Origin of the sequence: Nitrospirillum iridis (assembly GCF_014205765.1) — a bacterium.
Taxonomy (GTDB): domain Bacteria; phylum Pseudomonadota; class Alphaproteobacteria; order Azospirillales; family Azospirillaceae; genus Nitrospirillum; species Nitrospirillum iridis.
On sequence record NZ_JACIIZ010000030.1, the window covers coordinates 12,108 to 33,855 of the forward strand.

20 protein-coding genes are annotated in these 21,748 nt (G+C 68.0%); 13 read left to right on the plus strand and 7 right to left on the minus strand.

What is annotated here, in order from left to right; all coding sequences use genetic code 11:
• Positions 1 to 15: 15 nt before the first annotated feature.
• The 3 genes from FHS74_RS29350 to FHS74_RS29360 are packed head-to-tail and all read left to right on the plus strand — an operon-like array spanning position 16 to position 2,451.
• The gene (locus FHS74_RS29350; RefSeq protein ID WP_184807822.1) at positions 16 to 1,020 is read left to right on the plus strand and encodes a methionine ABC transporter ATP-binding protein; all 1,005 of its coding nucleotides are present in this window, start codon (positions 16 to 18) and stop codon (positions 1,018 to 1,020) included.
• Complete coding sequence (locus FHS74_RS29355; RefSeq protein ID WP_184807823.1) at positions 1,017 to 1,685, plus strand: methionine ABC transporter permease; 669 nt, start codon at positions 1,017 to 1,019, stop codon at positions 1,683 to 1,685. Before FHS74_RS29350 ends, FHS74_RS29355 begins: the two co-directional genes overlap by 4 nt.
• A 10-nt stretch (positions 1,686 to 1,695) precedes the next feature.
• Complete coding sequence (locus FHS74_RS29360; RefSeq protein WP_184807824.1) at positions 1,696 to 2,451, plus strand: tyrosine-protein phosphatase; 756 nt, start codon at positions 1,696 to 1,698, stop codon at positions 2,449 to 2,451.
• Positions 2,452 to 2,511: 60 nt separating this feature from the next.
• Here the strand turns inward: FHS74_RS29360 and FHS74_RS29365 are convergent, their stop codons facing one another.
• The 6 genes from FHS74_RS29365 to FHS74_RS29390 are packed head-to-tail and all read right to left on the minus strand — an operon-like array spanning position 2,512 to position 10,320.
• Positions 2,512 to 3,282: an ATP-binding cassette domain-containing protein gene (locus FHS74_RS29365; RefSeq protein ID WP_211106629.1), complete on the minus strand. Its 771-nt coding sequence runs from the start codon at positions 3,280 to 3,282 to the stop codon at positions 2,512 to 2,514.
• A complete protein-coding gene (locus FHS74_RS29370) occupies positions 3,279 to 4,298 on the minus strand; it encodes an ABC transporter ATP-binding protein (protein ID WP_184807826.1) in 1,020 nt (339 codons plus the stop codon). The genes FHS74_RS29365 and FHS74_RS29370 overlap by 4 nt, the downstream gene beginning before the upstream one ends.
• Before the next feature lie 5 nt (positions 4,299 to 4,303).
• The gene (locus tag FHS74_RS29375; protein ID WP_184807827.1) at positions 4,304 to 5,152 is read right to left on the minus strand and encodes an ABC transporter permease; all 849 of its coding nucleotides are present in this window, start codon (positions 5,150 to 5,152) and stop codon (positions 4,304 to 4,306) included.
• A gap of 1 nt (position 5,153) precedes the next feature.
• Positions 5,154 to 6,200, minus strand: a complete 1,047-nt coding sequence (locus tag FHS74_RS29380) for an ABC transporter permease (RefSeq protein WP_184807828.1) — start codon at positions 6,198 to 6,200, stop codon at positions 5,154 to 5,156.
• On the minus strand, positions 6,197 to 7,852 hold the full coding sequence (locus FHS74_RS29385) for an ABC transporter substrate-binding protein (RefSeq protein WP_184807829.1): 1,656 nt from the start codon (positions 7,850 to 7,852) through the stop codon (positions 6,197 to 6,199). Before FHS74_RS29385 ends, FHS74_RS29380 begins: the two co-directional genes overlap by 4 nt.
• Positions 7,846 to 10,320, minus strand: coding sequence for a TonB-dependent receptor plug domain-containing protein (locus FHS74_RS29390; RefSeq protein ID WP_184807830.1), 2,475 nt, complete (start codon positions 10,318 to 10,320; stop codon positions 7,846 to 7,848). The genes FHS74_RS29385 and FHS74_RS29390 overlap by 7 nt, the downstream gene beginning before the upstream one ends.
• 308 nt (positions 10,321 to 10,628) lie before the next feature.
• On the opposite strand from FHS74_RS29390, the gene FHS74_RS29395 reads away from it, so the two are divergent.
• The 6 genes from FHS74_RS29395 to FHS74_RS29420 all read left to right on the plus strand — a co-directional run bounded on the left by FHS74_RS29395 (position 10,629) and on the right by FHS74_RS29420 (position 16,590).
• A complete protein-coding gene (locus FHS74_RS29395; RefSeq protein ID WP_184807831.1) occupies positions 10,629 to 11,729 on the plus strand; it encodes a serine hydrolase domain-containing protein in 1,101 nt (366 codons plus the stop codon).
• A complete protein-coding gene (locus FHS74_RS29400; RefSeq protein WP_184807832.1) occupies positions 11,726 to 12,670 on the plus strand; it encodes an NAD(P)-dependent oxidoreductase in 945 nt (314 codons plus the stop codon). The genes FHS74_RS29395 and FHS74_RS29400 overlap by 4 nt, the downstream gene beginning before the upstream one ends.
• A gap of 33 nt (positions 12,671 to 12,703) precedes the next feature.
• Positions 12,704 to 13,516, plus strand: a complete 813-nt coding sequence (locus FHS74_RS29405; protein ID WP_184807833.1) for an NAD-dependent epimerase/dehydratase family protein — start codon at positions 12,704 to 12,706, stop codon at positions 13,514 to 13,516.
• Between the two features lie 182 nt (positions 13,517 to 13,698).
• Positions 13,699 to 14,523, plus strand: a complete 825-nt coding sequence (locus FHS74_RS29410) for a sugar phosphate isomerase/epimerase family protein (protein WP_184807834.1) — start codon at positions 13,699 to 13,701, stop codon at positions 14,521 to 14,523.
• A 1-nt stretch (position 14,524) separates the two neighbouring features.
• Positions 14,525 to 15,970 carry an FAD-binding oxidoreductase gene (locus tag FHS74_RS29415; RefSeq protein ID WP_184807835.1) on the plus strand — a complete coding sequence of 482 codons (1,446 nt, stop codon included), beginning with the start codon at positions 14,525 to 14,527 and terminating at the stop codon, positions 15,968 to 15,970.
• On the plus strand, positions 15,970 to 16,590 hold the full coding sequence (locus FHS74_RS29420; protein WP_184807836.1) for a glutathione S-transferase: 621 nt from the start codon (positions 15,970 to 15,972) through the stop codon (positions 16,588 to 16,590). Before FHS74_RS29415 ends, FHS74_RS29420 begins: the two co-directional genes overlap by 1 nt.
• A gap of 7 nt (positions 16,591 to 16,597) precedes the next feature.
• Here FHS74_RS29420 and FHS74_RS29425 read toward each other — a convergent pair whose 3' ends face one another.
• A complete protein-coding gene (locus tag FHS74_RS29425; protein ID WP_184807837.1) occupies positions 16,598 to 17,491 on the minus strand; it encodes a LysR substrate-binding domain-containing protein in 894 nt (297 codons plus the stop codon).
• Between the two features lie 456 nt (positions 17,492 to 17,947).
• On the opposite strand from FHS74_RS29425, the gene FHS74_RS29430 reads away from it, so the two are divergent.
• From FHS74_RS29430 to tnpC, 4 genes are all read left to right on the plus strand, one after another.
• Positions 17,948 to 19,294, plus strand: a complete 1,347-nt coding sequence (locus tag FHS74_RS29430) for an FAD/NAD(P)-binding protein (RefSeq protein WP_184807838.1) — start codon at positions 17,948 to 17,950, stop codon at positions 19,292 to 19,294.
• Positions 19,295 to 19,726: 432 nt separating this feature from the next.
• Positions 19,727 to 20,074 carry an IS66-like element accessory protein TnpA gene (gene tnpA, locus FHS74_RS31080; RefSeq protein WP_184807839.1) on the plus strand — a complete coding sequence of 116 codons (348 nt, stop codon included), beginning with the start codon at positions 19,727 to 19,729 and terminating at the stop codon, positions 20,072 to 20,074.
• Complete coding sequence (gene tnpB / locus FHS74_RS29440) at positions 20,071 to 20,424, plus strand: IS66 family insertion sequence element accessory protein TnpB (RefSeq protein ID WP_184807840.1); 354 nt, start codon at positions 20,071 to 20,073, stop codon at positions 20,422 to 20,424. Before tnpA ends, tnpB begins: the two co-directional genes overlap by 4 nt.
• Positions 20,425 to 20,483: 59 nt before the next feature.
• Positions 20,484 to 21,748, plus strand: a 1,265-nt coding sequence (gene tnpC, locus FHS74_RS29445) for an IS66 family transposase (RefSeq protein WP_184807841.1), incomplete at its 3' end; no start/stop codon positions are given.

Genomic DNA, 21,748 nt, shown 5'->3' on the forward strand with positions numbered 1-21,748 from the left:
GAAGAGACGTCCCCAATGATCAGCGTCGAGGGTCTGCGCAAGGTTTACCGCCAGGGCGGGGGCCGCACCGCCCGCGAGGTTGTGGCGCTGGACGATGTCACCCTGACCGTCCCGAAGGGCGAGATCTTCGGCATCCTGGGGCGCAGCGGGGCGGGCAAGAGCACGCTGATCCGCTGTCTGAACCTGTTGGAACGGCCCACCGCCGGCCGTGTCGTCGTCGGCGGGCAGGATCTGACGGCGTTGGACGCGACGGCGCTGCGCCAGCAGCGGCGGCGCATCGGCATGGTGTTCCAGCATTTCCATCTGCTGCAATCGCGCACCGTCGCCGATAACGTGGCGGTGCCTTTGGAAATCCTGGGTCAGGATCGCGCCCAGCGACGCCGGCGTGTCGCCGAACTGCTGGACCTGGTGGGATTGGCCGACCGGGCCGACGCCTATCCCGGACAGTTGTCGGGCGGGCAGAAGCAGCGGGTGGGTATCGCCCGCGCCCTGGCGGCGGAACCGGACGTGCTGCTGTCGGACGAGGCGACCAGCGCCCTGGATGGGGAGACCACCGCCGCCATCCTGGACCTGCTGCGCGACGTCAACGCGCGCCTGGGGGTCACCATCCTGATGATCACGCATGAGATGCCGGTGGTGAAGGCCATCTGCGGTTCCGCCGCCCTGCTGGAGGGCGGACGTCTGGTGGAACATGGCCGTTTGGCCGATCTGGCGGCCGATCCGGCGTCGGCCCTGGGGCGGGCGCTGCTGCCGGCCCGGGCGCCCATGCCGCAGGGGGCTGGGGCTGGCGTGCTGGCGGAACTGACCTTCGTCGATCCCCTCGCGGCGACGCCGCTGCTGGGCCTGCTGGCCCGCGAGCTGTCGGTGGCGGTGACGCTGCTGGGCGGTGGGGTGGAGTTGATCGGCGGCCGGCGGGTGGGCCGCTTCCAGGTGGGGCTGAAGGGCGGCGGCTCCGCCACCGACCCCGCCCCCATCCTGTCCTTCCTCAACACCCACGGCGTGCGGGCGGTGCTGCTATGAACCCTGAAGACTGGGGCGAACTTGTTTCCCTGGTGGCCGGCGCCACGGCGGAGACGTTGTACATGGTGGGCTTGTCCGGCCTGCTGGCGGTCGGCATCGGCCTGCCGTTGGGGGTGGCGCTGTTCGTCATCGCGCCCAAGGGATTGACGCCCTGGCCGCGCCTGCACGCCGTGCTGGGCGGCGTGGTCAACGCCGGCCGTTCCCTGCCGTTCGTCGTGCTGCTGATCGCCGCCATTCCCTTGACGCGCCTGATCGTCGGCACCTCGCTGGGCAGCTCGGCGGCGGTGGTGCCCCTGACGCTGGGGGCCATTCCCTTCTTCGCCCGCATCGCAGAGGCGGCCTTGCGCGAGGTCGATCCCGGCCGGGTCGAGGCGGTGGTGTCCATGGGGGGCACGCTGCGCCACCTGATCCTGATGGTGCTGCTGCCCGAGGCGCTGCCGGCGCTGGTGGCGGGCATCACCCTGACGGCGGTGGTGCTGGTCAGCTTTTCCGCCATGGCCGGCGTGGTGGGGGGCGGTGGCCTGGGGGATTTGGCCATCCGCTACGGCTATCAACGCTTCAACACCCAGGTCATGATCGCCACCGTCGTGGTGTTGATCGGCCTGGTCCAGGGACTGCAGTCCGCCGGCGACTGGCTGGCGCGGCGCGTCGCCCATAAACGATAGGAAAAGCGTGATGCTGTCTGGTGTGCCGAATTTCCGTGATGCCGGCGGTTACGCCACCCGGTCCGGCGCCACGGTGCGCACGGGTGTGCTGTTCCGTTCCGGCCGCCCGATCCACGCCACGGCTGACGACGTGGCGACCCTTGACCGCCTGGGTGTCTCCACCCTCGTCGATTTGCGCTGGCCGGACGAACGATCCCGGCACCCCACAGGACCATGGTCCCATAGGCTGGAGGTCATCGCCACCGATGTCGGGGGAGACAGTGATCCCTGGCCGGTCTTCCTGCGGGAAAGCGATCTGAGCGCCGCCACGCTGGACGGCTATATGCGCCGCTTCTATGCCGGCGCCGCCTTCGAGGAGCGGCACGTCGACCTGTTCACCCGTTATTTCGCGGCGTTGGCGGCCGGACGGGGCGCCCTGCTGGTGCACTGCACTGGCGGCAAGGACCGGACGGGCCTGCTGGTCGCCCTGACCCATCATCTGCTGGGCGTCCACCGGGATGATATCCTGGCCGACTACGTCGCCACCAACCACCATTGGCCCTATGAGCGGCACGGCGCGGACGTCGCCGCCGCGCTGGCCGCCGGCCACGGTCGGGCGACGCCGGACGAGGATGCCGTGCGGGTGGTGATGGAGGTGCGGCCGGATCTCCTTGATCTGGCGTTCGACGCCATCATCGACCGTCACGGGAGCGTTGACACCTATCTGGAGCGTCAGCTGGGGGCCACGCCGGCCGTGCGGGACCAGATTGTGGCACGCCTGACCTGAGGCCCCTGAGCCGCGCCGCCGATGCGGCCATCGGGTTCGCGGCCAGCCCGTGAACGGGGATCAGAACCGGCTTCCAGCGACCAGGGTCCGGGTATAGGGGTGGCGGGGCGCTGTCCAAACCTGTTCGGTATCAGCCATTTCCACGATTTGGCCGCGCCACATCACCGCCACCCTGTCCGCGATATGGCGGACGACCGCAAGATCGTGGGAAATGAACAGCATGGCGATCCCGCTCTGCTGTTGCAGGTCCATCAGCAGGTTGAGGATTTGCGCGCGGATCGACAGGTCAAGCGCCGAGACGGCCTCATCGCAGACCAGCAGGCTGGGTTCCAGCATAAGGGCGCGGGCGATGCCGATCCGCTGCCGTTGGCCGCCGGACAGTTCATGCGGCAATCGGCCGGCCACCTGAGGCGGCAGGCTCATCCGTTCCAGCATCCGACGCACCGCCGCGCGGCGGTGGGCGGCATCACCCCGGCGATGGACGATCAGCGGCTCCTCCAGGCTGCGGCCGATGGTGGCCCGCGGGTTGAGGGAGGCGAGCGGGTCCTGGAACACCATCTGCATGCGGGCACGGAACGGCAGCAGTTGGCGCTGGCTCAGCCCGGACAGGTCGACGCCCTCAAGGCGGACATGGCCGCTGTCGTAGGGGGTGAGTTGCAACAGGGCGCGCGCCAGCGTCGACTTGCCGCTGCCGCTTTCACCCACGATGCCCAGTGTCTCCCCCCGGCGTATGGTCAGGCTGATTCCGTCCAAGATCGGCATCGTCCGTCCAGCCTGTCGCACGCTCTTGCGCAGGGCGTCGATGGCCACCAGGGGAACTTCCGTGGTCAAGAGGACGCTCCAGCGGCAATGGGGTGGAAACAGGCGACCTGCCGCCCGGGGGCGTTGGTGGCCAGGGCGGCGGTGGCCAGGCTGGGGCGGCGGCTCCGGCATTCGGGACCGGCCGCGCCGCAGCGGGGGGCGAAGGCGCAGCGGGATCGGATTTCCGCTGGGGGCGGCACGGTGCCCGGGATCTCCGGCAGGCGTTGGCGGGGGACCAGGCGGTCCAGCCGTTCAAGCGCCAGCAGGGCGTGCGTATAGGGATGGCGGGGCTGGTCGAACACGGTCCGCAGGGGGCCGCTTTCGACGATGCCGCCGGCGTACATGATGGCGGCGTGGTCGGCCACGCGGGCGGCGACCGCCAAGTCATGGGTGATCAGCAGCAGGGCCATGCCCAGGTCCCGGCGCAAATCATTCAGCAGATCCAGGATGCCGGCCTGCGTGGTGACATCCAACGCCGTGGTCGGCTCATCCGCGATCAGCAGGTCCGGCTCGCACGCCAGCGCCATGGCGATCATCGCCCGCTGGCGCATGCCGCCGGACACTTGGTGGGGGAACCGGCCGGCCTGCCGCCGGGGGTCCGGAAAGCGCATCAGGCCCAGCAGTTCCACCGCCCGCTCCCGCGCCGCCCGCCGCCCCAGCGGCTGGTGCAGGCGGATGGCCTCGGCGATCTGACCGCCGATGGACATCAGGGGATCGAAGGCGGTCATCGGTTCCTGGAACACCATGGCGATGCGGCTTCCCCGCCACTGCCGCATGGCGGTGTCCGGCAGGGCCAGAAGATCGGTTCCGTCGAAACGGATCTCCCCACTGACGAGCGGCGCCGGCTCGCTGGCCGACCGCCGGTTCAGGCGCAGGATGCTGCGCGCCGTGACGGACTTGCCGCTGCCGCTTTCGCCGATCAGGGCCAGGGATTGGCCCCGGTCCAGCGCCAGGGTGACGCCGTCCACCACCCAGGTCGGCCCCAGGCCCTCCCCCGGGGGACCAGGGAAGGCGACGCGCAGGTCACGGATGTCGAGGAGCGCCATGGCCGTCAGCGTCCTTCGCGCGCGCCCGCGGCCATCAGCCGGTTCAGGCTCTCGCCCAGCAGGTTGAAGGCCAGGACCGTGGTCATGATGGCCAGGCCCGGCAGGCCGCAGATGTACCAGGCGTCCAGCAGCTGTTCCCGGCCTTCGCCTATCATCTTCCCCCAGGTCAGCAGGTCGGGGGGCGACAGGCCCAGGAAGCCCAGCGCCGCCTCGGTCTGGATGGCGGTGCCCACGGTCAGGGGCGTCAGGACGATGATGGGCGGCAGGACGCTGGGCAGGATCTGGGTGGTGATCAGGCGGATATCCCCCATGCCGATCATGCGGCCGGCCAGCACGAACTCGCTTTCCCGCAACACCAGGAAGCGCGTGCGCACCAGGCGGGCCGTGGCGGGCCAGGAGACGGCGCCGATGGCCACGACCACGCTGGTGAGCGACGGTGGCAGGGCCGCGACCGTCACCACCGCCAGGATGAAGGGGGGCACCGTCTGGAACAGGTCGGTCACGCGGCCGAAAAGGTGCTCCACCGCGCCACCGTAGTAACCGCCGACGGCGCCGATCAGCGTGCCCAGCAGGGCCGCGATCAGGGCGCTGACGATGCCGATGGCCAGCGAAACGGCGGCCCCGCCGGCCAGGCCCGCCGCCAGGTCGCGGCCCAGGCTGTCGGTACCCAAGGGGAAGCGCCCATCCTGGCCGGGCCACAGCAGGGGCGGGCCGGCCAGGTCCCAGGCGTCGCGGCCGACCAGCCAGGGGCCCAGCAGCGCCGTGGCCAGGACCAGCGCCATCAGCGCCAGGCCGACGCGGGCCACGGGTATGCCCAACAGGCGCCGCAGGGTTGGGGGGAGGTTCACGCCCATGTCATTCCCCCTCCTGCCCAAGCCGATCCGGTGACATGCCCGCGCCTGACCGGACCCGGGGGTCGATCAGGAAGAACAGCAGGTCGAGGAGCAGGTTGATCACGGTGACCATGACCGAGCTGACCAGGAGGATCCCGGTCAGCAGGGTCATGTCCCGGCTGAGCAGCGCATCCAGGATCAGCCGGCCCAGGCCGGGCAGCCCGAAGACGGATTCCACCACCACGGAACCGCCGAACAGGGCGGCCATCTGCAGGCCCACCATGGTCAGGATGGGCAGGGCGGCGTTGGGCAGCATGTGGAACAGCAGGATGCGCCCGGCGGACGCGCCCTTGGCGCGCAGGGTGCGGACGAAGTCCTCCCGCTCGATGTCCAGCAGGATGCCGCGCGTCAGGCGCGCGTAGACGGCGATGTGGAAATTCGCCAGCGTCAGGCCCGGCAACAGCAGGTGCTTCAGGCGGTCGGCCGCCCACGCCCATCCTTCCGGCACCTGCTCCAACGAGTCCAGCCCGCCGGACGGCAGCCAGCCCAGCTTGACCGAAAACAGCACGATGGCCATCAGCCCGAACCAGAAGGATGGCATGGCGTACAGGGTCAGGATCAGGCCCGACACCAGGCCGTCCGTCCAACCGCCGGGATGGCGCGCGCCCAGGACGCCCAGCCCCACGCCCAGCAGGAGGGAGAACGTCAATGAGACGCCCATCAGCAGGAAGGTGGTGGGCAGGCGCGCCAGGATCAGGCCGGCGACCGGCACGCCCTGCGTCTGCGACAGGCCCAGGTCGCCGTGCAGCACCGCCCACAGATAGCCCAGGAAACGCTGGGCGAAGGGCTGGTCCAGGCCGAACTCATGACGCAGGCGCGCCAGCTCCTGCGCCGTGGCGCCGCCGGCATTGCCGGCCAGGACGTCGGCGGCGTCGCCGGTCATGACATGCATGATCAGCAGGTTGAAACAGGCCACCCCCGCCACGATGGGCAGGATGCGGGTCAGCAGGTTGTACCCCAGCCGGTACAGGCCCTGGCGCGTCAGGGCGATGGCGGCGGCCCCGGTCATGCCGGTGTCGCCTGGGCCGCCAGCGATACGTCCGCGTAGGAGGCGAACAGTCCGTCGGCCTGCCGGCTGGGCCGCAGGACGCGGTTGTCGGCCACCGTCACCCATTGCTGTTCAATCAGGTTCAGGATGGGCAGATCCCGCCGGGCGATCTCCTGCCACTGACGGATGTCGGCCCATCGCCGCGCCGTGTCACCGTCGCGCGCCGCCGTTTCCATGATGCGGTCCAGGTCCGGGTTGGCGTAGCGGGCGCCGTTGGACCAGGGAACGCCCCGCACGATCGATTTCGACCAGTACAGCCGCTGTAGTCCCAGCGAGGGATCAGGCAGGGCATGGGCGGTGTTCAACGCCATGTCGTAGGTCTCATCGGTGTAGATCCGCCGCAAATAGCTGGCGAGGTCGCCGACGCGCAGGTCCAGCCTGATCCCCACTTGGCGCAATTGCTGGCGCAGGAATTCCGGGATGTGGATGTTGACGGTGTCGATGAAATCCAGCGCCACCCGGAGGCGCACGCCGTCGACCCGGCGGGGCAGGCCCGCTTCGTCCAGCAGCCGTTCGCTCAAGGCGGGGTCGTAGCCGCCGCCGGTCGCCGGCACATGGAACTTTGCCAGGGTGGAGGGCAGGGGGCCGTCCGCCGCCTTGCCATGGCCGGCGAAGGCCAGCGCCAGCAGGCGGTCGCGGTCTATCGCCGCCTGCATGGCCAGCCGCACGCGGCGGTCGGCCAGCACCGGCTGGCGCATGTTGAAATGCAGCAGGAACTGGGAGAACAGGAAGGTCCCGTCGCCGCCGTCGATGGTGTAGCGGTCGGGGTCGTCGAACAGGCGCAGGTTGGGATACGCGATGGCGGAACTGACGGCCATGTGCAATTGCCCCGACCGCAGCGCCAGGGCGCGGGCCAGCGGGTCGGGAATGAAGCGGAAGACGATGCTGTCCAGATAGGGCAGGCCTGCCCGCCAGTACGCGGCGTTCCGTTCCAGGCGCACGTGGCTGCCGTGCCGCCATTCGACGAACCGGAAGGGGCCGGTTCCCACCGGCGCCCAGTTGGCCGGGTTGCGCCGGATGTCCGTCCCTTCATAGACATGGCGCGGCAGCACCTGGGCGCCGAAGACGTTCATGTAGGACATCAGGTAGGGGGCTGGCGCCGACAGTCGGAACACCACCTGATGGGGGCCGATGGCCTCCGCCGCCACGACGTTGGCATAGGCGGTCCGGCCGAAGGGATGCAGGACGGACCAGGCTTCGCGGAACGAGAACACGACGTCATCCGCCGTGAACGGATGCCCGTCGTGCCACAGCACGTTTTCGCGCAGGGCGAAGGTGTAGGTCAGGCCATCGTCGCTGATGTCCCAGGACCGGGCCAGGACCGGGATCGGGCTGAGGTCGGGGGCGAAGGCGATCAGGCCTTCCAGGACTTTGCTGCCGATCAGACAGGGCCCCATATTGGAATCGAACGCCGAACAGAGATGCGGGGGCTCGGCCGGGACGGTCACCATAAGGGTGCCGCCCCGGTCCGCTTGGGTGGCGGTCGCGCCAGCGGGGCCAGCCCCCACCAGCCCGGCCCCCACCAACCCGGTCGCGGCCAGCCCCGCCGCCCCGCGCAGCAGGCCGCGCCGTGTCAGGCCTTCCGTATCGTCGCCGATGGGGAACCTCACCATTTGAAGGAGGCTTTGGCGTAGTAGTAGCCGCCATCGTCCCCGTAGGGCGACACGGTGCTGTAGTTCGGGTTTACCTGGGGAAAGCCGGAATAGGACTGGGCGACGGCGGACAGGGTCTCCGGACGCTTGTTGAAGATGTTCTGGCCGCCGATCGATAGTTTCAGGTACTCGGTCACCCGCCATCCCAAATCCAGGTCGAAGATGAAGGCGGGCTTGACCGTCTCATCGGCGGCGGCCCCGTTGTTGCTGAGGTTGCGGGCCTGGCTGTAGCGGCTGACGCGGGGCGTCACGTCGAAATCATCGATGAACCAGGTGGCGGAAAACCGCGTGACATTGCGGGGATAGACGGTCGTCAGATATCCGATCGTCTGCCGGTCCACCGCCGCGACGCCAGCCGCCGTCAGGGCGGACGCCAGCGGGTTGATGCTGTTGATGGCGTGGAAATTCTGGTTGCTCTGCACCGTCCATGTGACGTCACCCAGGTCGCCGTGGTGCGTCCTGTAGGAGATGGACAGATCGATGCCCTTGGTGACGGTGTTGGCGGCGTTACGCTCGTAAACCACGGAATATTCGTTGGCGGCGTTCAGCGCGTAACCGGCGGCCTGCAGGATTTTGCGGACCGCCGCCCCGCCGGTCGTGGCGGTCGACATGGTCACCGGCACGATCTGGTTGGTCACGTTGATCTGATAGGCGTCGACCGACGCCTCGAAATCCTTGAACGGCGTCAGCACCACGCCCACGGATTTGTTGACGGACTTTTCCGGCTTCAGGTCGCGGCCGCCCAGGGCGATCGCCATCGGGTTGTTCACCGCCGCCGTGACCGCCGATAGCGGTTTCTGCACCCCGGCCACCGTGGTGTAGGAATTGGTGGTGGAACTGAAGAATTGCTGTTGCAGGCTGGGGGCGTGGAAGCCGCTGTTGATGTTGCCGCGCACCGCCAGCAGGCCGTCCACCAGGTCGTAGCGGGTCGACACCTTGCCGCTCAATGTGTTGGCGACGTCGTTGTAGAATTCGTAGCGGCCGGCCAGCCCGACTTCCCAGCGGTCGGTCAGTCGCTGGTCAAGGTCGACGTATCCGGCCCAATCGTGGCGCCAGTGCGACCCGGCATCGGCGGGCGTGAAGCCCGACACGCCGGAGGCGCCGGGGTTGGGCTTGATGCCGGCGTTGGTCTGCCCGGCCGGAAACACGTAGCCGCCGTTGGCGTAGGAAAGATACTCGCCCTCCCCTTCCTTGAAGCCGTTGAGGCGGAATTCGCCACCCACCGCCACGGTCAGCGGCGCCTTGAACAGGGTGGTGTCGACCTGGCGCTTCAGGTCGACGTCGTTGACCCATTCGGTCGAGATCAGCGAACCCAGGTAGAAGTCGCGGGGGGAGGCCGTGCCGAGGGAAGGGTTGAGGGTGCCGTTGTTGTAGGCGTGCACCACGTCCTGGCCCAGGGAACTGCTGACGTCCCAGGCCCACCCCAGGAAATCCTTGCCCTTCAGCCCGGCGATGACCTGATAGTCGCTGTCGTTGGTGACCAGCTCGGGCATGTAGCCGTCGGGGTAGATCGACGGGATGTTCTGCGCCGACGCGGCCGTCCGGTACCAGGTGAAGCCCGCCGAATGCCGGTAGGTGTAGGTGGCGTTGGAATAGGCCGTCACGTCGTCGTTCAGGCCCGTTTCCAGGTTGTAGCCCACGGCCGCCTTCTTGCGGGCCGGCTGGCCGGCGATCTGCTTGTACCGGTCCTGGTTTTCACGCGGGTCCGGCTGGCCATTGACCAGGGGGTAGATGCGCGTGGTGTAGGGCACGTAACCGCCGTAATTTGTGTTCGCGGCGTTCAGCAGGTCGGCGAAGACGGTGACGAAGCCACCGTCGCCCAGCGTGAAGCCCTGGCTCAGCTGGGCGCTCTCGGTGCGGCCGAAGTCACCCAGCTTGCCGACCGTTTCGCCATACTGGCCGTAGGACAGGTCGGCGCTGCCGCCGTGGTCCGATGACTTCAGGATGATGTTGATCACCCCGGCGATGGCGTCCGATCCGTATTGCGCTGCGGCGCCATCCCGCAGGACCTCGACATGGTCGATGGCGGAGGCGGGGATGAGGTCAAGGTCGGTGGGCGACTGTCCGGCCGAACTGCCGCTGACATAGGGCAAGGCCTGGGAGTGCCGCCGCCTGCCGTTGATCAACACCAGCGTCTCGTTGGCGGCCAGACCGCGCAGGGTGGCCGCCTTGCCGGCGAAACCCAGCTGGCCGGCGTAGACCGGTGAATTGGCGTAGCTGGGATCGATGGCGATCAGCGCGTCCTTAAGGCTGGCGCGGCCGGTGGCGCTCAGCTGATCCGATGAGATCACGGACACCGGCGACATGGTCTGATTGGCCGCCCGGCTGATCCGGGTGCCGGTGACGACAATCGTCGACAGGCCGTCGTCGGCAGCGTCATCCGCGGCCCAGGCGGAGGATTGGCTGATGGCCAGGATGGCCGTGGTCAAGAATAGTTTGTTGAGAATGGCCCAACGGCCACAACCAATGACTGTTTCCGGGTGGCGAGAATTCCGCATTCTTTTTCGTGTCCTGCCTGGAGACTGAGCGTTACCGAATTGTGTGAAATCTCCGGCATTCCCATCAATTTTGTATTTCTTATGTGTGGTGTAGAATTTCAAAACTTTCCACATAAAACTATCGCTTTTTACGGCAATCGATATCCGTTTAAAGTGTGAAATATGAGGGGTGGGCAAGCGGCCCCTTTTCAGGACGGCCCCTTTTCAGGACGGCCCCTTTTCAGGACGGATGAAGGCGAATGGATACGTCAGGCGGCACGGGACAGGGAGCGGAAGCGGCTGAAGCGCTTCGTCGCCTCGACGGGGTGATCGACCAGGTTCGCGGGTGGGAAACACCCATCCCCTCCGACCTGGCCGCTTTCAAGCTGCATGAGAACGCTGTGGAGTATCAGGAAGGGCCGCATGCGCCCCTTGTCGGTCCGCTGCCGCCCCGGGGGCCGGCGACCGGCCTGGTGATCCAGCGCGGCCGTGTCGTTGGCCAGTGGGGCACGCCGGACCGGCCGGACGTCGCGTTCAGCGTCACCAAGACGGCACTGTCGGTCGTGGCGGGGCTGGCGGTGGCGGATGGCCTGATCGACGATCTGGATCGGCCGGTCGCTGAACGGGTCGCCCTCGACGCTTTCGCCACAGACTGGAACCGCGGCATCACCTGGCGCCATCTGCTGACCCTGACCAGTGAATGGAGCGGCAGCCTGTGGGGCATCCCGGACAGCATCGATTGGCACCGCACGGTGCCGAAGCGGCCGGACGATCCGCCCAAGGGCACGTGGCGTGTGCGGCAATCGCCGGGATCGCACTGGGAATTCAACGATGTGCGCGTGAATGTGCTGGCGCTGGCGTTGACGCGCCTGGTGGGGGAGGACTTGGGCGATGTGTTGCGGCGCCGCGTCCTGGACCCGCTGGGCGCCGTCGATCCCTGGTCCTGGCACGGCTATACGGGTTCCGGGATCGTCATCGGTGATCGTTCGGTCCCGGTGGTCGCCGGCGGCGGCCATTGGGGCGGCGGCCTGCAAATCTCCGCCCGCGACCTGGGCAAGCTGGGGCAGCTGCACCTGGCGCGGGGCCGTTGGAACGGCGACGCCTTGCTGCCGGATTCCTGGTTCGACAGCATCCGCGAGGCGACGCCGCAGCGGCCGGACTTCGGCCTCATGTGGTGGACCAACCGGCGCGGCACCATTCCGGCGCTGTCGGAGCAGGCGATCTGGGGTTCCGGCATCGCCAACCTGATCGTGGTGGAGCCGGCGCATGACGCCGTGATCGTGCTGCGCTGGTACGACGTCAGCCGGCGGGATGAGATCCTGGCGCGCATCCTGGGCGCGCTGGATGGGGCGGCGCCATGACGCTGACCATCGCCACGACCTTTGAACCCGGCCTGGTGGAGCGCCTGCGGGCGCATCCGGCGAAGCCGGAGGTGTGGACTTTCCCCGCCGGACATCCGCCGTGGGAGGTTCCGCCTTTCGCCGACGCGCTGTTCACCTATGCGCGGGACTTCGTCGGTTATCCGGCGGAGAAGCCGGCCGGCTGGCCCTTCGCCTTGAGGTGGATCCAGGTGGCGACGGCGGGTGTCGACGCCTTTCCCGGCTGGTTGTTCGCTGGCCCGCCGGTGACCTGCGGCCGGCATATCGCGTCCGAGAACATCGCCGAGTTCGTCCTGGCCCTGCTGCTGCAGGATGAAAAGGGCCTGGATCGCATCCGCATCACCTCGCGCGCCGCCTGGCGACAGCCGCCCATCGGCACGCTGGAAGGCAAGACGGTCGGCCTGCTGGGCGTGGGGGCGATCGGCCAGGCGGTCGCGCGGCGGCTGGCCGGCTTCGGCGTTCGCCTTATCGGGCTGCGCCGGCAATCGCCTGCTTCCAGCGACGGCCTGGTGGAGTGGCAACCGTCGCTGGAGGCGCTGATGCGGCAGAGCGATCACCTGATCGTGGCCCTGCCGCTGACACCGCTGACGCGGAACATCATCAACCGGCACTCGCTGGCGTGGGCCAAGCCGGGGCTGCATCTGGTGAACGTGTCGCGCGGCGGGCTGGTCGACCAGGATGACCTGCTGTCCGCCCTGGACGCGGGCGTGGTGCGGGCGGCCTCCCTGGACGTCACCGTGCCAGAGCCGCTGCCGGACGGGCACCCCTTCTACACCCACCCGGCGGTCCGCCTGACCCCGCATCTGTCCTGGTATTCCACCGATTACGAGGACCGCATCTGGGCCAAGGTTTCCGACAACCTGCAACGCTTCCTGGAGGGCCGGGACCTGCTGGACGTGGTGTCGCCCGACCGCGGTTATTGAGCCGGCATTTACTGGATAAGGATTGGACTTTCGATGACCAAGATTTTGCTGACCGGTGCCAATGGCGGGGTTGGGCGACGGTTGCGGCGCCTGCTGCCGGCGTTTTACCCGAACTTGCGGCTGTCCGACCTGACGCCGCCGGACGATCTGCAGCCCCATGAGGAATTCGTCGCCGCCGACCTGGCCGACCTGGCGCAGGTCGAGGCGGCGGTGGCGGGCGTGGACGGCATCATCCACCTGGGCGGCCTGTCCACGGAATACGACTGGGCCGATATCCTGCAATCCAACATCATCGGCGCCTACAACCTGTTCGAAGCGGCGCGGAAGCACAATGTGCGGCGCGTCGTCTTCCCATCCTCCAACCAGGCGGTGGGCTTCTATCCCCGCCACCGCCGCCTGGGCACCGACGTCACCGTCCGGCCCAGCAGCCGCTACGGCCTGTCCAAGGCCTTCGGCGAGGCGGTGGCGGCACTGTATGCCGACAAGCACGGCCTGCGGACCTTATGCATCCGTATCGGCCGGGTCCACGACCTGCCTGAGGACGAGCGGCGCCTGGCCCTGTGGATCAGCCCCCGGGACTTCGTGCAGCTGATCCGCATCGGGCTGGAGCATCCCGACATCCATTTCGATCTGGTCTATGGCCTCTCCAGCAACGATCGCAGCTGGTACGACAACACCCGTGCTTATGAGCTGGGCTACAGCCCGGAGGACCGCGCGGAGGATCACCGGGAGCATGCGATGGCGGAACAGGCCAAGCTGGTGCGCAATCCCCTGGCCGATCGCTTCATGGGCGGCCGCCTGTGCACGGTGGAATATTCCGGGGACCTTGAGCGCAGCGGCACTTGAGGCTCAGCGCAGCGGCACTTGAGGCTCAGCGTAGCGGCCCCTGAAGTTGAGCGCGGCGGCCCCTGAACGGGAGCACCGCGCCCAGCCTGACCCTGCCGCATCCCGCCCCCGGGTTTGTTGGGCGGCCCCTTGGATGCGAGGGGCCGCACGAGGCGATGTCGTCTTTCAAAAAGGCACTCCCCATGCTTTCCATTTCCCATCTCACCGCCCTGGACGCGCCGCCGGAGGATTTTCTCCTCTTCGCGGCGCGGGCGGGATTCGACGCCGTTGGATTGCGCAGCCGGCCGCCGGCGCATACGCCGGGCCGCTGGCCGGTTGACCGTCCCCGCGCCCGCGCCTTGAAAGCCCAGGCGGCGGATCTCGGGCTCGCCATCCTTGAGGCGGAAAGTTTCTCCCTCTGGCCGGACACCCAGGTCGCGGACCTGCGGGAGGGGTTGGAGGTCGCGGTGGAACTGGGTGCCCGCTTCGTCCTGTCCGCCGGCATCGATGCGGACGAGGCCCGGCTGATCGACAATTACGCCGCGTTCGCCGACCTGGCGTCGGAACTGGGCCTGACCATCGCCATGGAATTCATGCCGTTCCGCCCGCTGCGCACGCTGGACGCGGCCCTGCGGGTCGCTGACCGCGTCGACAATCCCAGCCTGAAACTGCTGGTGGACTTGCTGCATTTGAACCGCTCGGGGGGCACGGCGGCGCGACTGGCGGCGGTGCCGGCGGCGCGGTTGGCCTATGTGCATCTGTGCGACGCGCCGGCCCGCCCGGAGGGCGGGGACGCGGTGTCCGAAGATGCCCTGGCTGCCGAGGCGCGGCAGGCGCGCTCATATCCGGGGCAGGGCGGCTTGCCCTTGGCCGACTACCTGTCGGCGATCCCGGCCAGCCTGCCCCTGAGCCTGGAAGCGCCCGCCGGCGCTTACGCCGACCTGCCGGCCGCTGAGCGCGTGCGGATCGCGGGCGAGGTCAGCCGCGCGTTCCTGGCCGCGAATCCCCAGCGTAAAGGAGCGCACTGACATGGCCGTGACAGAGAGCCTTCATGAGGTGGAGCGGCCGGCGGCCTTCTGGTCGGCCCTGGCCGAGCTGCTGGGCGACCGCCTGTCCCGCCGCGCCGCCGATCGCGAGGCCCATGGGCACGACGAATCCTGGCACCCCGCCGTGCCGCCGGAAGCGGTCGCCCATGTCCGGTCGACGGAGGAGGTCGCGGCGGTGGTCCGCCTCTGCGCCGCCCATGGTGTGCCCGTCATTCCCTTTGGTGCCGGCACCTCGTTCGAAGGGCATGTCGCGGCCCTGAGGGGCGGCGTCTCCCTCGACTTCTCCGGCATGAACCGCATTCTGGAGGTACGGCCGGCCGATATGGATGTGACGCTGGAGCCCGGGGTGACGCGGGAGCAGTTGAACGTGGCCTTGCGGGATCACGGCCTATTCTTTCCCATCGATCCCGGTGCCTCCGCCACCCTGGGCGGCATGGCGTCCACCCGCGCCTCGGGCACCAACGCCGTCCGCTACGGCACCATGCGCGACGTGGTGCTGGCGCTGACGGTGGTGTTGGGCGATGGGCAGGTCATCCGCACCGGTGGCCGGGCGCGCAAATCCTCCGCCGGCTACGACTTGACCCGCCTGTTCGTGGGGTCCGAAGGGACGTTGGGCGTCATCACCGAACTCACCATCCGTCTGTTCGGTGTGCCCGACACCATTTCCGCCGCCGTCTGTTCCTTCCCCAGCGCCGCGCACGCGGTGGACACCGTCATCACGGTGATCCAGTCCGGCGTGCCGGTGGCGCGGGCGGAGTTCCTGGACGCGCAAGCCATAGGCGCCGTGAACCGCCGCAGCGGGTCGACCTTGGCCGAACGCCCGACCCTGTTCTTCGAGTTTCATGGCACGGCGGCCGCGGTGGCCGAGCAGGCGGAATTGGTGCAGGCCATCGCGGTCGACCATGATAGCGGTCCATTTGAATGGGCCACGCGCGCGGAGGATCGGTCACGCCTGTGGAAGGCGCGGCACGAGGCCTATTGGGCCATCGTCGGGTCGCGGCCGGGTGCCCGCGGCTGGCCGACCGACGTTTGCGTCCCCCTGTCCCGTCTGGCCGAGGCGGTGGTGGCGGCGCGGGCGGACCTGGACCAGCTGCCGTTCCCCGCCGCCATCGTTGGCCATGTCGGGGATGGGAATTTCCACTGCGTGTTGGCGATCGAGCCCGGCAGTCCTGAAGAGATCGCCGCCGCGGAATGGCTGAATGTCCGTCTGGTGGCGCGGGCCCTGGCGGCCGGTGGCACGTGCACCGGTGAACACGGCATCGGCTTTGGCAAATTGCCCTTCATGGTGGCGGAGCATGGGCCCGCGATCGCGGTCATGCGCGCGATCAAGACGGCGCTGGACCCGGCTGGTCTGCTCAACCCCGGGAAGGTCGTTCCCCCCGTTGGCGCCGTCGCGCCCGACTTTTCCAAATTCAAGGATGTACTTTGATGAAGCTGCGTTATTCGTCCGCGTCCCCCTTCGTGCGCAAGGTCCTGATCGTGGCGCATGAGGTTGGATTGGCCGACCGTATCGTCTGTGAGCCGACCAACGCCTGGGCGCCGGACACCGATCTGCCGGACGACAATCCCCTGGGCAAGATCCCCACGCTGGTCTTTGACGACCGGACGACGCTGTACGATTCCCTGGTGATCTGTGAATACCTGGATGCCCATGCGCCGGCCAACCCCGGGCGAACGTCGCTGTTCCCGACCGACGAGGCCGTGCGCTGGGATGTGCTGCGGCGCCAGGCGCTGGCCGACGGGTTGATGGATGCCGCCGTCGCCCTGCGGGTGGAATTCGCCATCCGTCCGGCGGAGCTGCGGTGGTCGGGATGGGTGGAGCGGCAGTGGACGGTCATCCGCCGGGCACTGAACAGTCTGGAGGCGGAGGTGGAGACCTTCGGTCAGGGCTTCGCCACCATCAGCGAGATCGCCGCCTTTTGTGGACTGGAGTTCCTGGACTTCCGCTTCGCGGAGGAGGATTGGCGCGCCAACCATCCCAAACTGGCGGCGTGGCAGGCGGTCTTGTCCCAGCGGCCGTCGGCGCGGGCCACCGCCCCAGTGGGTTGACACGCCGTCAGGCGATGCGCAGTTGCGGCAGTTCGGCGGGCGGCGGCATAAGGCTGTCCTTGATGACGTCCAGCAGGCTGTTGAGCGTCGCCGACCGCCGGCCGGTGGCGGTGAACAGCGTCAGGGGAACGTGGGGAAGCACCGGCAACGCCAATTGGCTCCCCACTTCCACCAGCGAGGAGGGCGTCCCCAGCGTCGTGCGGGCGGAAATGCCCAACTCGGCCTCCACCGCGCCCATGACACCGGTCAGGCTGTAGCTGGAGAAGGCGATGCGCCAGGGGATGCGGACGGCGTTCAGCGCGTTGAAGCATTTGTCGCGGATGGTGCAGGGGGCATCGGGCAGCACCAGGGACAGCGGTTTGTCCCGATCCCATCTGAAGCGGGAGGAGGCGATCCATTGCAGCGGCAGGTGCCCGATAACCTCACCCGAATGCGCGGCCGCGGCATCGCCGAAGGCCAGGGCCAGGTCCAGCTTGCCCTCCTGCACCCGGTCGCGCAGGTCTTCCCACCAACCGACCTGCACTTCGAAGGGGATGTCGGGATGGCGCGCCTGGAACCGGGCCAGGATCCCGGGCATCCAGCTTTCCGCCAGATCCTGCGGCAGGCCCAGGCGAATGATACCCAGATCCTTGCCACCCCGGGCGGTCACCAGCACCTCGTCATTCAGGGCCAGGATGCGGCGGGCGTAGTGCAGCACGGTGACGCCGGTATCGGTGAGCGACATGTGGCGCCCGTTCTTGCGGAACAGGGGTACGCCGATCTGTTCCTCAAGTTTGCGCATTTGCAGGCTGAGGGCCGGTTGTGTCCGCCCGAGTTGAATGGCCGCCTTGGCGAAGCTGCCCAGGTCGTTCGACACCACCAGGGTCCGTAGCACGTCCATATCCAAGTTCGTCGGTAACATGGCATTCGACCCTTTTTGGGGTGGCGAGAGCGATCCGCGAGGGAGGGCACTCAAGGCACGAAACCAGAGGGTTCACAATTTCACGAACAAGCTCAATATATTTGTTCGCTTCACATGATAATGGTTGTGTTGTTAAAATTAATGAACAAACAGAAAACGTGAAATGCTCACGGGCATCGTGATGTGTTTGATGCCATTCGTTGGGCCAGCCAGTGGGAATGACGGGAAACGCCGGCGTTGGTGAGGGGGGCCGGTTCACATTGGGACCGCTCAAACGATGGAGCGGTCCCAAGTAGCTGACCTACGGCTCACGCCGCATGCTTATGGCACGGCGGCCGGAGGTGACATCCATCAAATTCCCAACGAAGGAAACGAGATAGCGTTGCCCATCCCATATCCATGGCGGCTGGTTCGCCTCCCCGTCTCGCAACCCGTATTTTTCATGGAGAGATACTGATGACCACCACCCGACTTCCCCTGGCCGTCGTGGGTGGCGGTTTCAGTGGTGCCGCGACGGCGCTTCATCTGACGCGTCTGCTTCGCGACGGCCCGCCGGTGATCCTGTTCGAGCGGAGTGGCCGCGTCGGCCCCGGCCTCGCGTATGCCACCGCCAGCCCGAGCCATCTGCTCAACGTCCGCGCCGCCAATATGAGCGCCTTTCCCGACGACCCGTCCCATTTCGAGCGCTGGTTGGCCGCCGATGCGGGGGAACCCGGCGACCGTCACCACACCGAGGCGGGGTTATTCGCCTCGCGGCAGCTCTATGCGCGCTATCTGTGCGACACTTTTGATGAGCAAGGGGGATCCCGTGCCCAGCGGATCGGCGCTGAAATCGTCGATTGCCGCCGATCCCCAGACGGTTTCGTCCTGATCGGCGCCGACGGTGCCGAATATCACGTCGCGGCGGTGGTGCTCGCCACCGGCCATGTGGCCCCGCTTCCCGCCGCGGATCCCCGGCACGTGACGGACCCCTGGGATCCGGCATGGCTGGCCGGGCTCGATCCGTCGCAGCCGGTCCTGATCCGCGGCACCGCGCTGACCATGGTGGACATCGTTCAGACGTTGCGGGAGGTTGGCTTCACCGGTCCTGTCATCGCCCTGTCGCGGCGCGGGCTGCTGCCGCAGGCGCACCGCGCCTCTCCGCCCTGGCCCCTGGTCAAGATGGATCGCGGCGAGGGGGCGACAGTCCTTGGCGTCATGCGCCGCCTCCGCCGGGAGGTCGCCTTGGCGGCGGGCCAGGGCGTGGATTGGCGGGCGGTGGTGGATTCGATCCGTCCGATCACCGCCGAGCTATGGCAGGGATGGTCCCTCGACGAACGCCGCCGCTTCCTGCGCCATGCCCGCCGTTGGTGGGACATCCACCGTCACCGCATGGCGCCCACGGTTGCCGACCAGTTGGCCGGCGAACTGAAAAGGGGAACCCTGCGCATAGAAAGAGGCCGTCTGTTTGAGCTGGAGTCCGATCCGGACGGGTTGCGCGTCGCCTGGAATGGACATGGAGGCGTACAGCACGTGCTGTGTCAGCGTGTCGTCGATGCTGTCGGGTTGGCCAGCATGCGCGAGGTGCGTCCCGGCCTGATCGACCGGCTGATGACGCGTGGTCTGGTCCGGCTCGACCCGTTGGGGATCGGTCTCGATGTTGGTGACGACCTGTCGGTGCGGGGCGCTGACGGTGCCACGGTGCCAGGGCTCTGGGCCTTGGGGCCGATGGTGCGCGGCACCTTCTGGGAATGCATCGCCGTCCCTGACATTCGCCGCCAGGCCGCGGCCTGCGCGGCGCGGGTGGCGGCCGGTCATGGATGATGGTAAATCTGAGGGAGGGGCAGCTTTATGCGGTGCTGCCTCTGCTTGTTGCGCCCATGTTTTCGACCCGAAGGGAAATTCTACCAACAAAAACAACATATTATGCTTTTGTCGTCAAATCCCGTCCGGGCTGTTTCCAGGTTTTGATCTGCGATTTCACGCCGCCGCCCGGAACAGCAAGTTAAGATGGTTGCGTGTCCCCGCAACCAACATACAAAACCCCCGCCCGCTTCCAAGCCGGCGGGGGTTTTGTTGTTCGCACGCCAGGGCAGGGGTACATCCCCATCTCAAGAGGACAGGGTGTCGAGCCGGTCGAATGTAAGCGGTGCGCTGCCCCCACGTGGTTCGGAATTCCTGAGTGTGTGACCATCGGGCCCGTTGAGGGAGGCCGGATTGGATCGTTCGCCAAGTAATTTGCTAATTAATGGGCACATGTCGCTTCTGGCGGATGTGCTGGACGGGCCTGAGCGTCGGCGTCGCTGGAGTGCGGAGGAGAAGGCGCGGATCGTGGCGGAGAGTTTGGAGCCTGACGCGGTGGCGAGCGTCGTGGCGCGGCGCCATGGGATGCATCGGAACCAATTGTACGCGTGGCGCCGGGAACTTCGCGGCGGGGAGAAGGCGGCTGGCGTCACGTTCGCGCCCGTGGTCCCGGAAGGGATGGCGGCACCAAGGGGTCCGGGCATCGAGATCACCTATGCTGGCGCCGTGATCCGCGCGGGCGATGATACCGACCCGGCGCTGCTGGCGCGGGTGCTGCGCACGCTGAAGCGGCTGGGATGATCATCCCCCCGTCCGGCATCCGTGTTCTGGTGGCGACGCGGCCGGTGGACTTCCGGCGCGGTGCCGACGGCCTGGCGGCGCTGGTGCAGGAGGTGCTGGCGCAGGACCCGTTCTCAGGGACGGTCTTCGTGTTCCGCTCCAAGCGCGCGGACAGGCTGAAGCTGCTGGTCTGGGATGGCACCGGGCTGGTGTTGGTGTGGAAGCGTCTGGAGGCCGGCAGCTTCCGCTGGCCGCCGATCACCGACGGGGTGATGCGGCTGTCGGGCGCCCAGATGGAGGCACTGTTGGCCGGGCTGGACTGGAGCCGGCTGCATGTCCCGCGACAGGGGCGCCCGAAGGTTGCGGGATAGCCCGACCGTTGGGGCATATGATGCCAAGTGGCTGATTCCGTGCTATAAATGCTCTTGCCATGCGGATCGATCCCGACACCCTTCCGGCCGATGTCGAGGCCTTGCGCGCCCAGGTTCTGGTGCTGGCGGAGACGTTGGAGGCCGAGCGGACGGCGCGGCGGCGGGTTGAGGACCTGAACGACCGGTTGCGCCACCTCATCCACCAACTGCAGCGCATGCAGTTCGGCCCGCGGTCGGAACGGCTTGATGCCGACCAGCTCAACCTGGCGCTGGAGGATATCGAGCAGGCCCGGGCTGAGACCGAGGCCGTGGCGGAGAAGGATGAGCCCGCGCTGAAGCGGCGGCGAACCGGTGAGCGCCGCAAGGCACGCGGGGTGCTGCCGCCGCACCTGCCGCGCATCGAGGTGGTGGTGGCGCCGGAGAGCACGGCCTGTCCCTGCTGCCAGGGGACCATGCATGTGATCGGCGAGGACCGGTCGGAGCGGCTGGACGTGGTGCCGGCCCGCTACCAGGTGATCGTGACCCGCCGTCCCCGTTATGGCTGCCGCTCCTGTTCGGGCGCCGTGGTCCAGGCCCCGGCGCCGGCCCGGCTGATCGAGGGCGGCTTGCCGACCGAGCGGCTGGTGGCGAACGTGCTGGTCACCAAATACGCCGATCACGTTCCCCTGTACCGGCAGGCCCAGGGCTTCGCCCGGCAGGGGATCATGATCGACCGCTCGACGCTGGCCTTCTGGGTGGGCTACGCCGCCGCCGAGTTGACGCCAGTCTGGCGGCTGATGCGCGCCGACCTGTTGCGCTCCGGCAAGCTGTTCGTCGATGAGACCCGGGCGCCGGTGCTCGACCCGGGCCGGGGCCGGACCAAGAGCGGCTACTTCTGGGCGCTGGCGCGGGATGACCGGCCGTGGCGGGGCGGCGATCCGCCGGCGGTGGTCTATCACTACGCCCCCGGCCGGAGCGCCAAGCATGCCGCCGACGTGCTCGACGGGTTCACCGGCATCATCCAGACCGACGGCTATACCGTCTACAAGACGGTGGCGGGCCGCGCCGGCATCGGGATCGCGCATTGCTGGGCGCATCTGCGGCGGGACTTCTTCGACGTCACCAAGACGGGACCGGCACCCATCGCCGAAGAGGCCTTGCAGCGGATCGCCCAGCTTTATGCCATCGAGGCGGAGATACGGGGCAGCCCGGCAGCGGACCGGCGATCCGTCCGACAAACCCGGAGCCGGCCGCTGGTCGACGAGTTCAAGCGATGGCTGGAGCAGCAGCTTGGACGCCTGTCCGCCAAATCGACCACGGCGGAGGCGATCCGCTATGCGCTTAA

What these genes read in the sequence shown, in the direction of transcription:
- FHS74_RS29425 (WP_184807837.1), bottom strand. Translation starts at nt 17,491, where the DNA reads ATGTTACCGACGAACTTGGATATGGACGTGCTACGGACCCTGGTGGTG.
- FHS74_RS29415 (WP_184807835.1), top strand. Translation starts at nt 14,525, where the DNA reads ATGGCCGTGACAGAGAGCCTTCATGAGGTGGAGCGGCCGGCGGCCTTC.
- FHS74_RS29420 (WP_184807836.1), top strand. Translation starts at nt 15,970, where the DNA reads ATGAAGCTGCGTTATTCGTCCGCGTCCCCCTTCGTGCGCAAGGTCCTG.
- FHS74_RS29395 (WP_184807831.1), top strand. Translation starts at nt 10,629, where the DNA reads ATGGATACGTCAGGCGGCACGGGACAGGGAGCGGAAGCGGCTGAAGCG.
- tnpB (WP_184807840.1), top strand. Translation starts at nt 20,071, where the DNA reads ATGATCATCCCCCCGTCCGGCATCCGTGTTCTGGTGGCGACGCGGCCG.
- FHS74_RS29400 (WP_184807832.1), top strand. Translation starts at nt 11,726, where the DNA reads ATGACGCTGACCATCGCCACGACCTTTGAACCCGGCCTGGTGGAGCGC.
- tnpA (WP_184807839.1), top strand. Translation starts at nt 19,727, where the DNA reads ATGTCGCTTCTGGCGGATGTGCTGGACGGGCCTGAGCGTCGGCGTCGC.
- FHS74_RS29350 (WP_184807822.1), top strand. Translation starts at nt 16, where the DNA reads ATGATCAGCGTCGAGGGTCTGCGCAAGGTTTACCGCCAGGGCGGGGGC.
- FHS74_RS29380 (WP_184807828.1), bottom strand. Translation starts at nt 6,200, where the DNA reads ATGACCGGGGCCGCCGCCATCGCCCTGACGCGCCAGGGCCTGTACCGG.
- FHS74_RS29370 (WP_184807826.1), bottom strand. Translation starts at nt 4,298, where the DNA reads ATGGCGCTCCTCGACATCCGTGACCTGCGCGTCGCCTTCCCTGGTCCC.
- FHS74_RS29405 (WP_184807833.1), top strand. Translation starts at nt 12,704, where the DNA reads ATGACCAAGATTTTGCTGACCGGTGCCAATGGCGGGGTTGGGCGACGG.
- FHS74_RS29360 (WP_184807824.1), top strand. Translation starts at nt 1,696, where the DNA reads ATGCTGTCTGGTGTGCCGAATTTCCGTGATGCCGGCGGTTACGCCACC.
- FHS74_RS29355 (WP_184807823.1), top strand. Translation starts at nt 1,017, where the DNA reads ATGAACCCTGAAGACTGGGGCGAACTTGTTTCCCTGGTGGCCGGCGCC.
- FHS74_RS29410 (WP_184807834.1), top strand. Translation starts at nt 13,699, where the DNA reads ATGCTTTCCATTTCCCATCTCACCGCCCTGGACGCGCCGCCGGAGGAT.
- FHS74_RS29385 (WP_184807829.1), bottom strand. Translation starts at nt 7,852, where the DNA reads ATGGTGAGGTTCCCCATCGGCGACGATACGGAAGGCCTGACACGGCGC.
- FHS74_RS29375 (WP_184807827.1), bottom strand. Translation starts at nt 5,152, where the DNA reads ATGGGCGTGAACCTCCCCCCAACCCTGCGGCGCCTGTTGGGCATACCC.
- FHS74_RS29430 (WP_184807838.1), top strand. Translation starts at nt 17,948, where the DNA reads ATGACCACCACCCGACTTCCCCTGGCCGTCGTGGGTGGCGGTTTCAGT.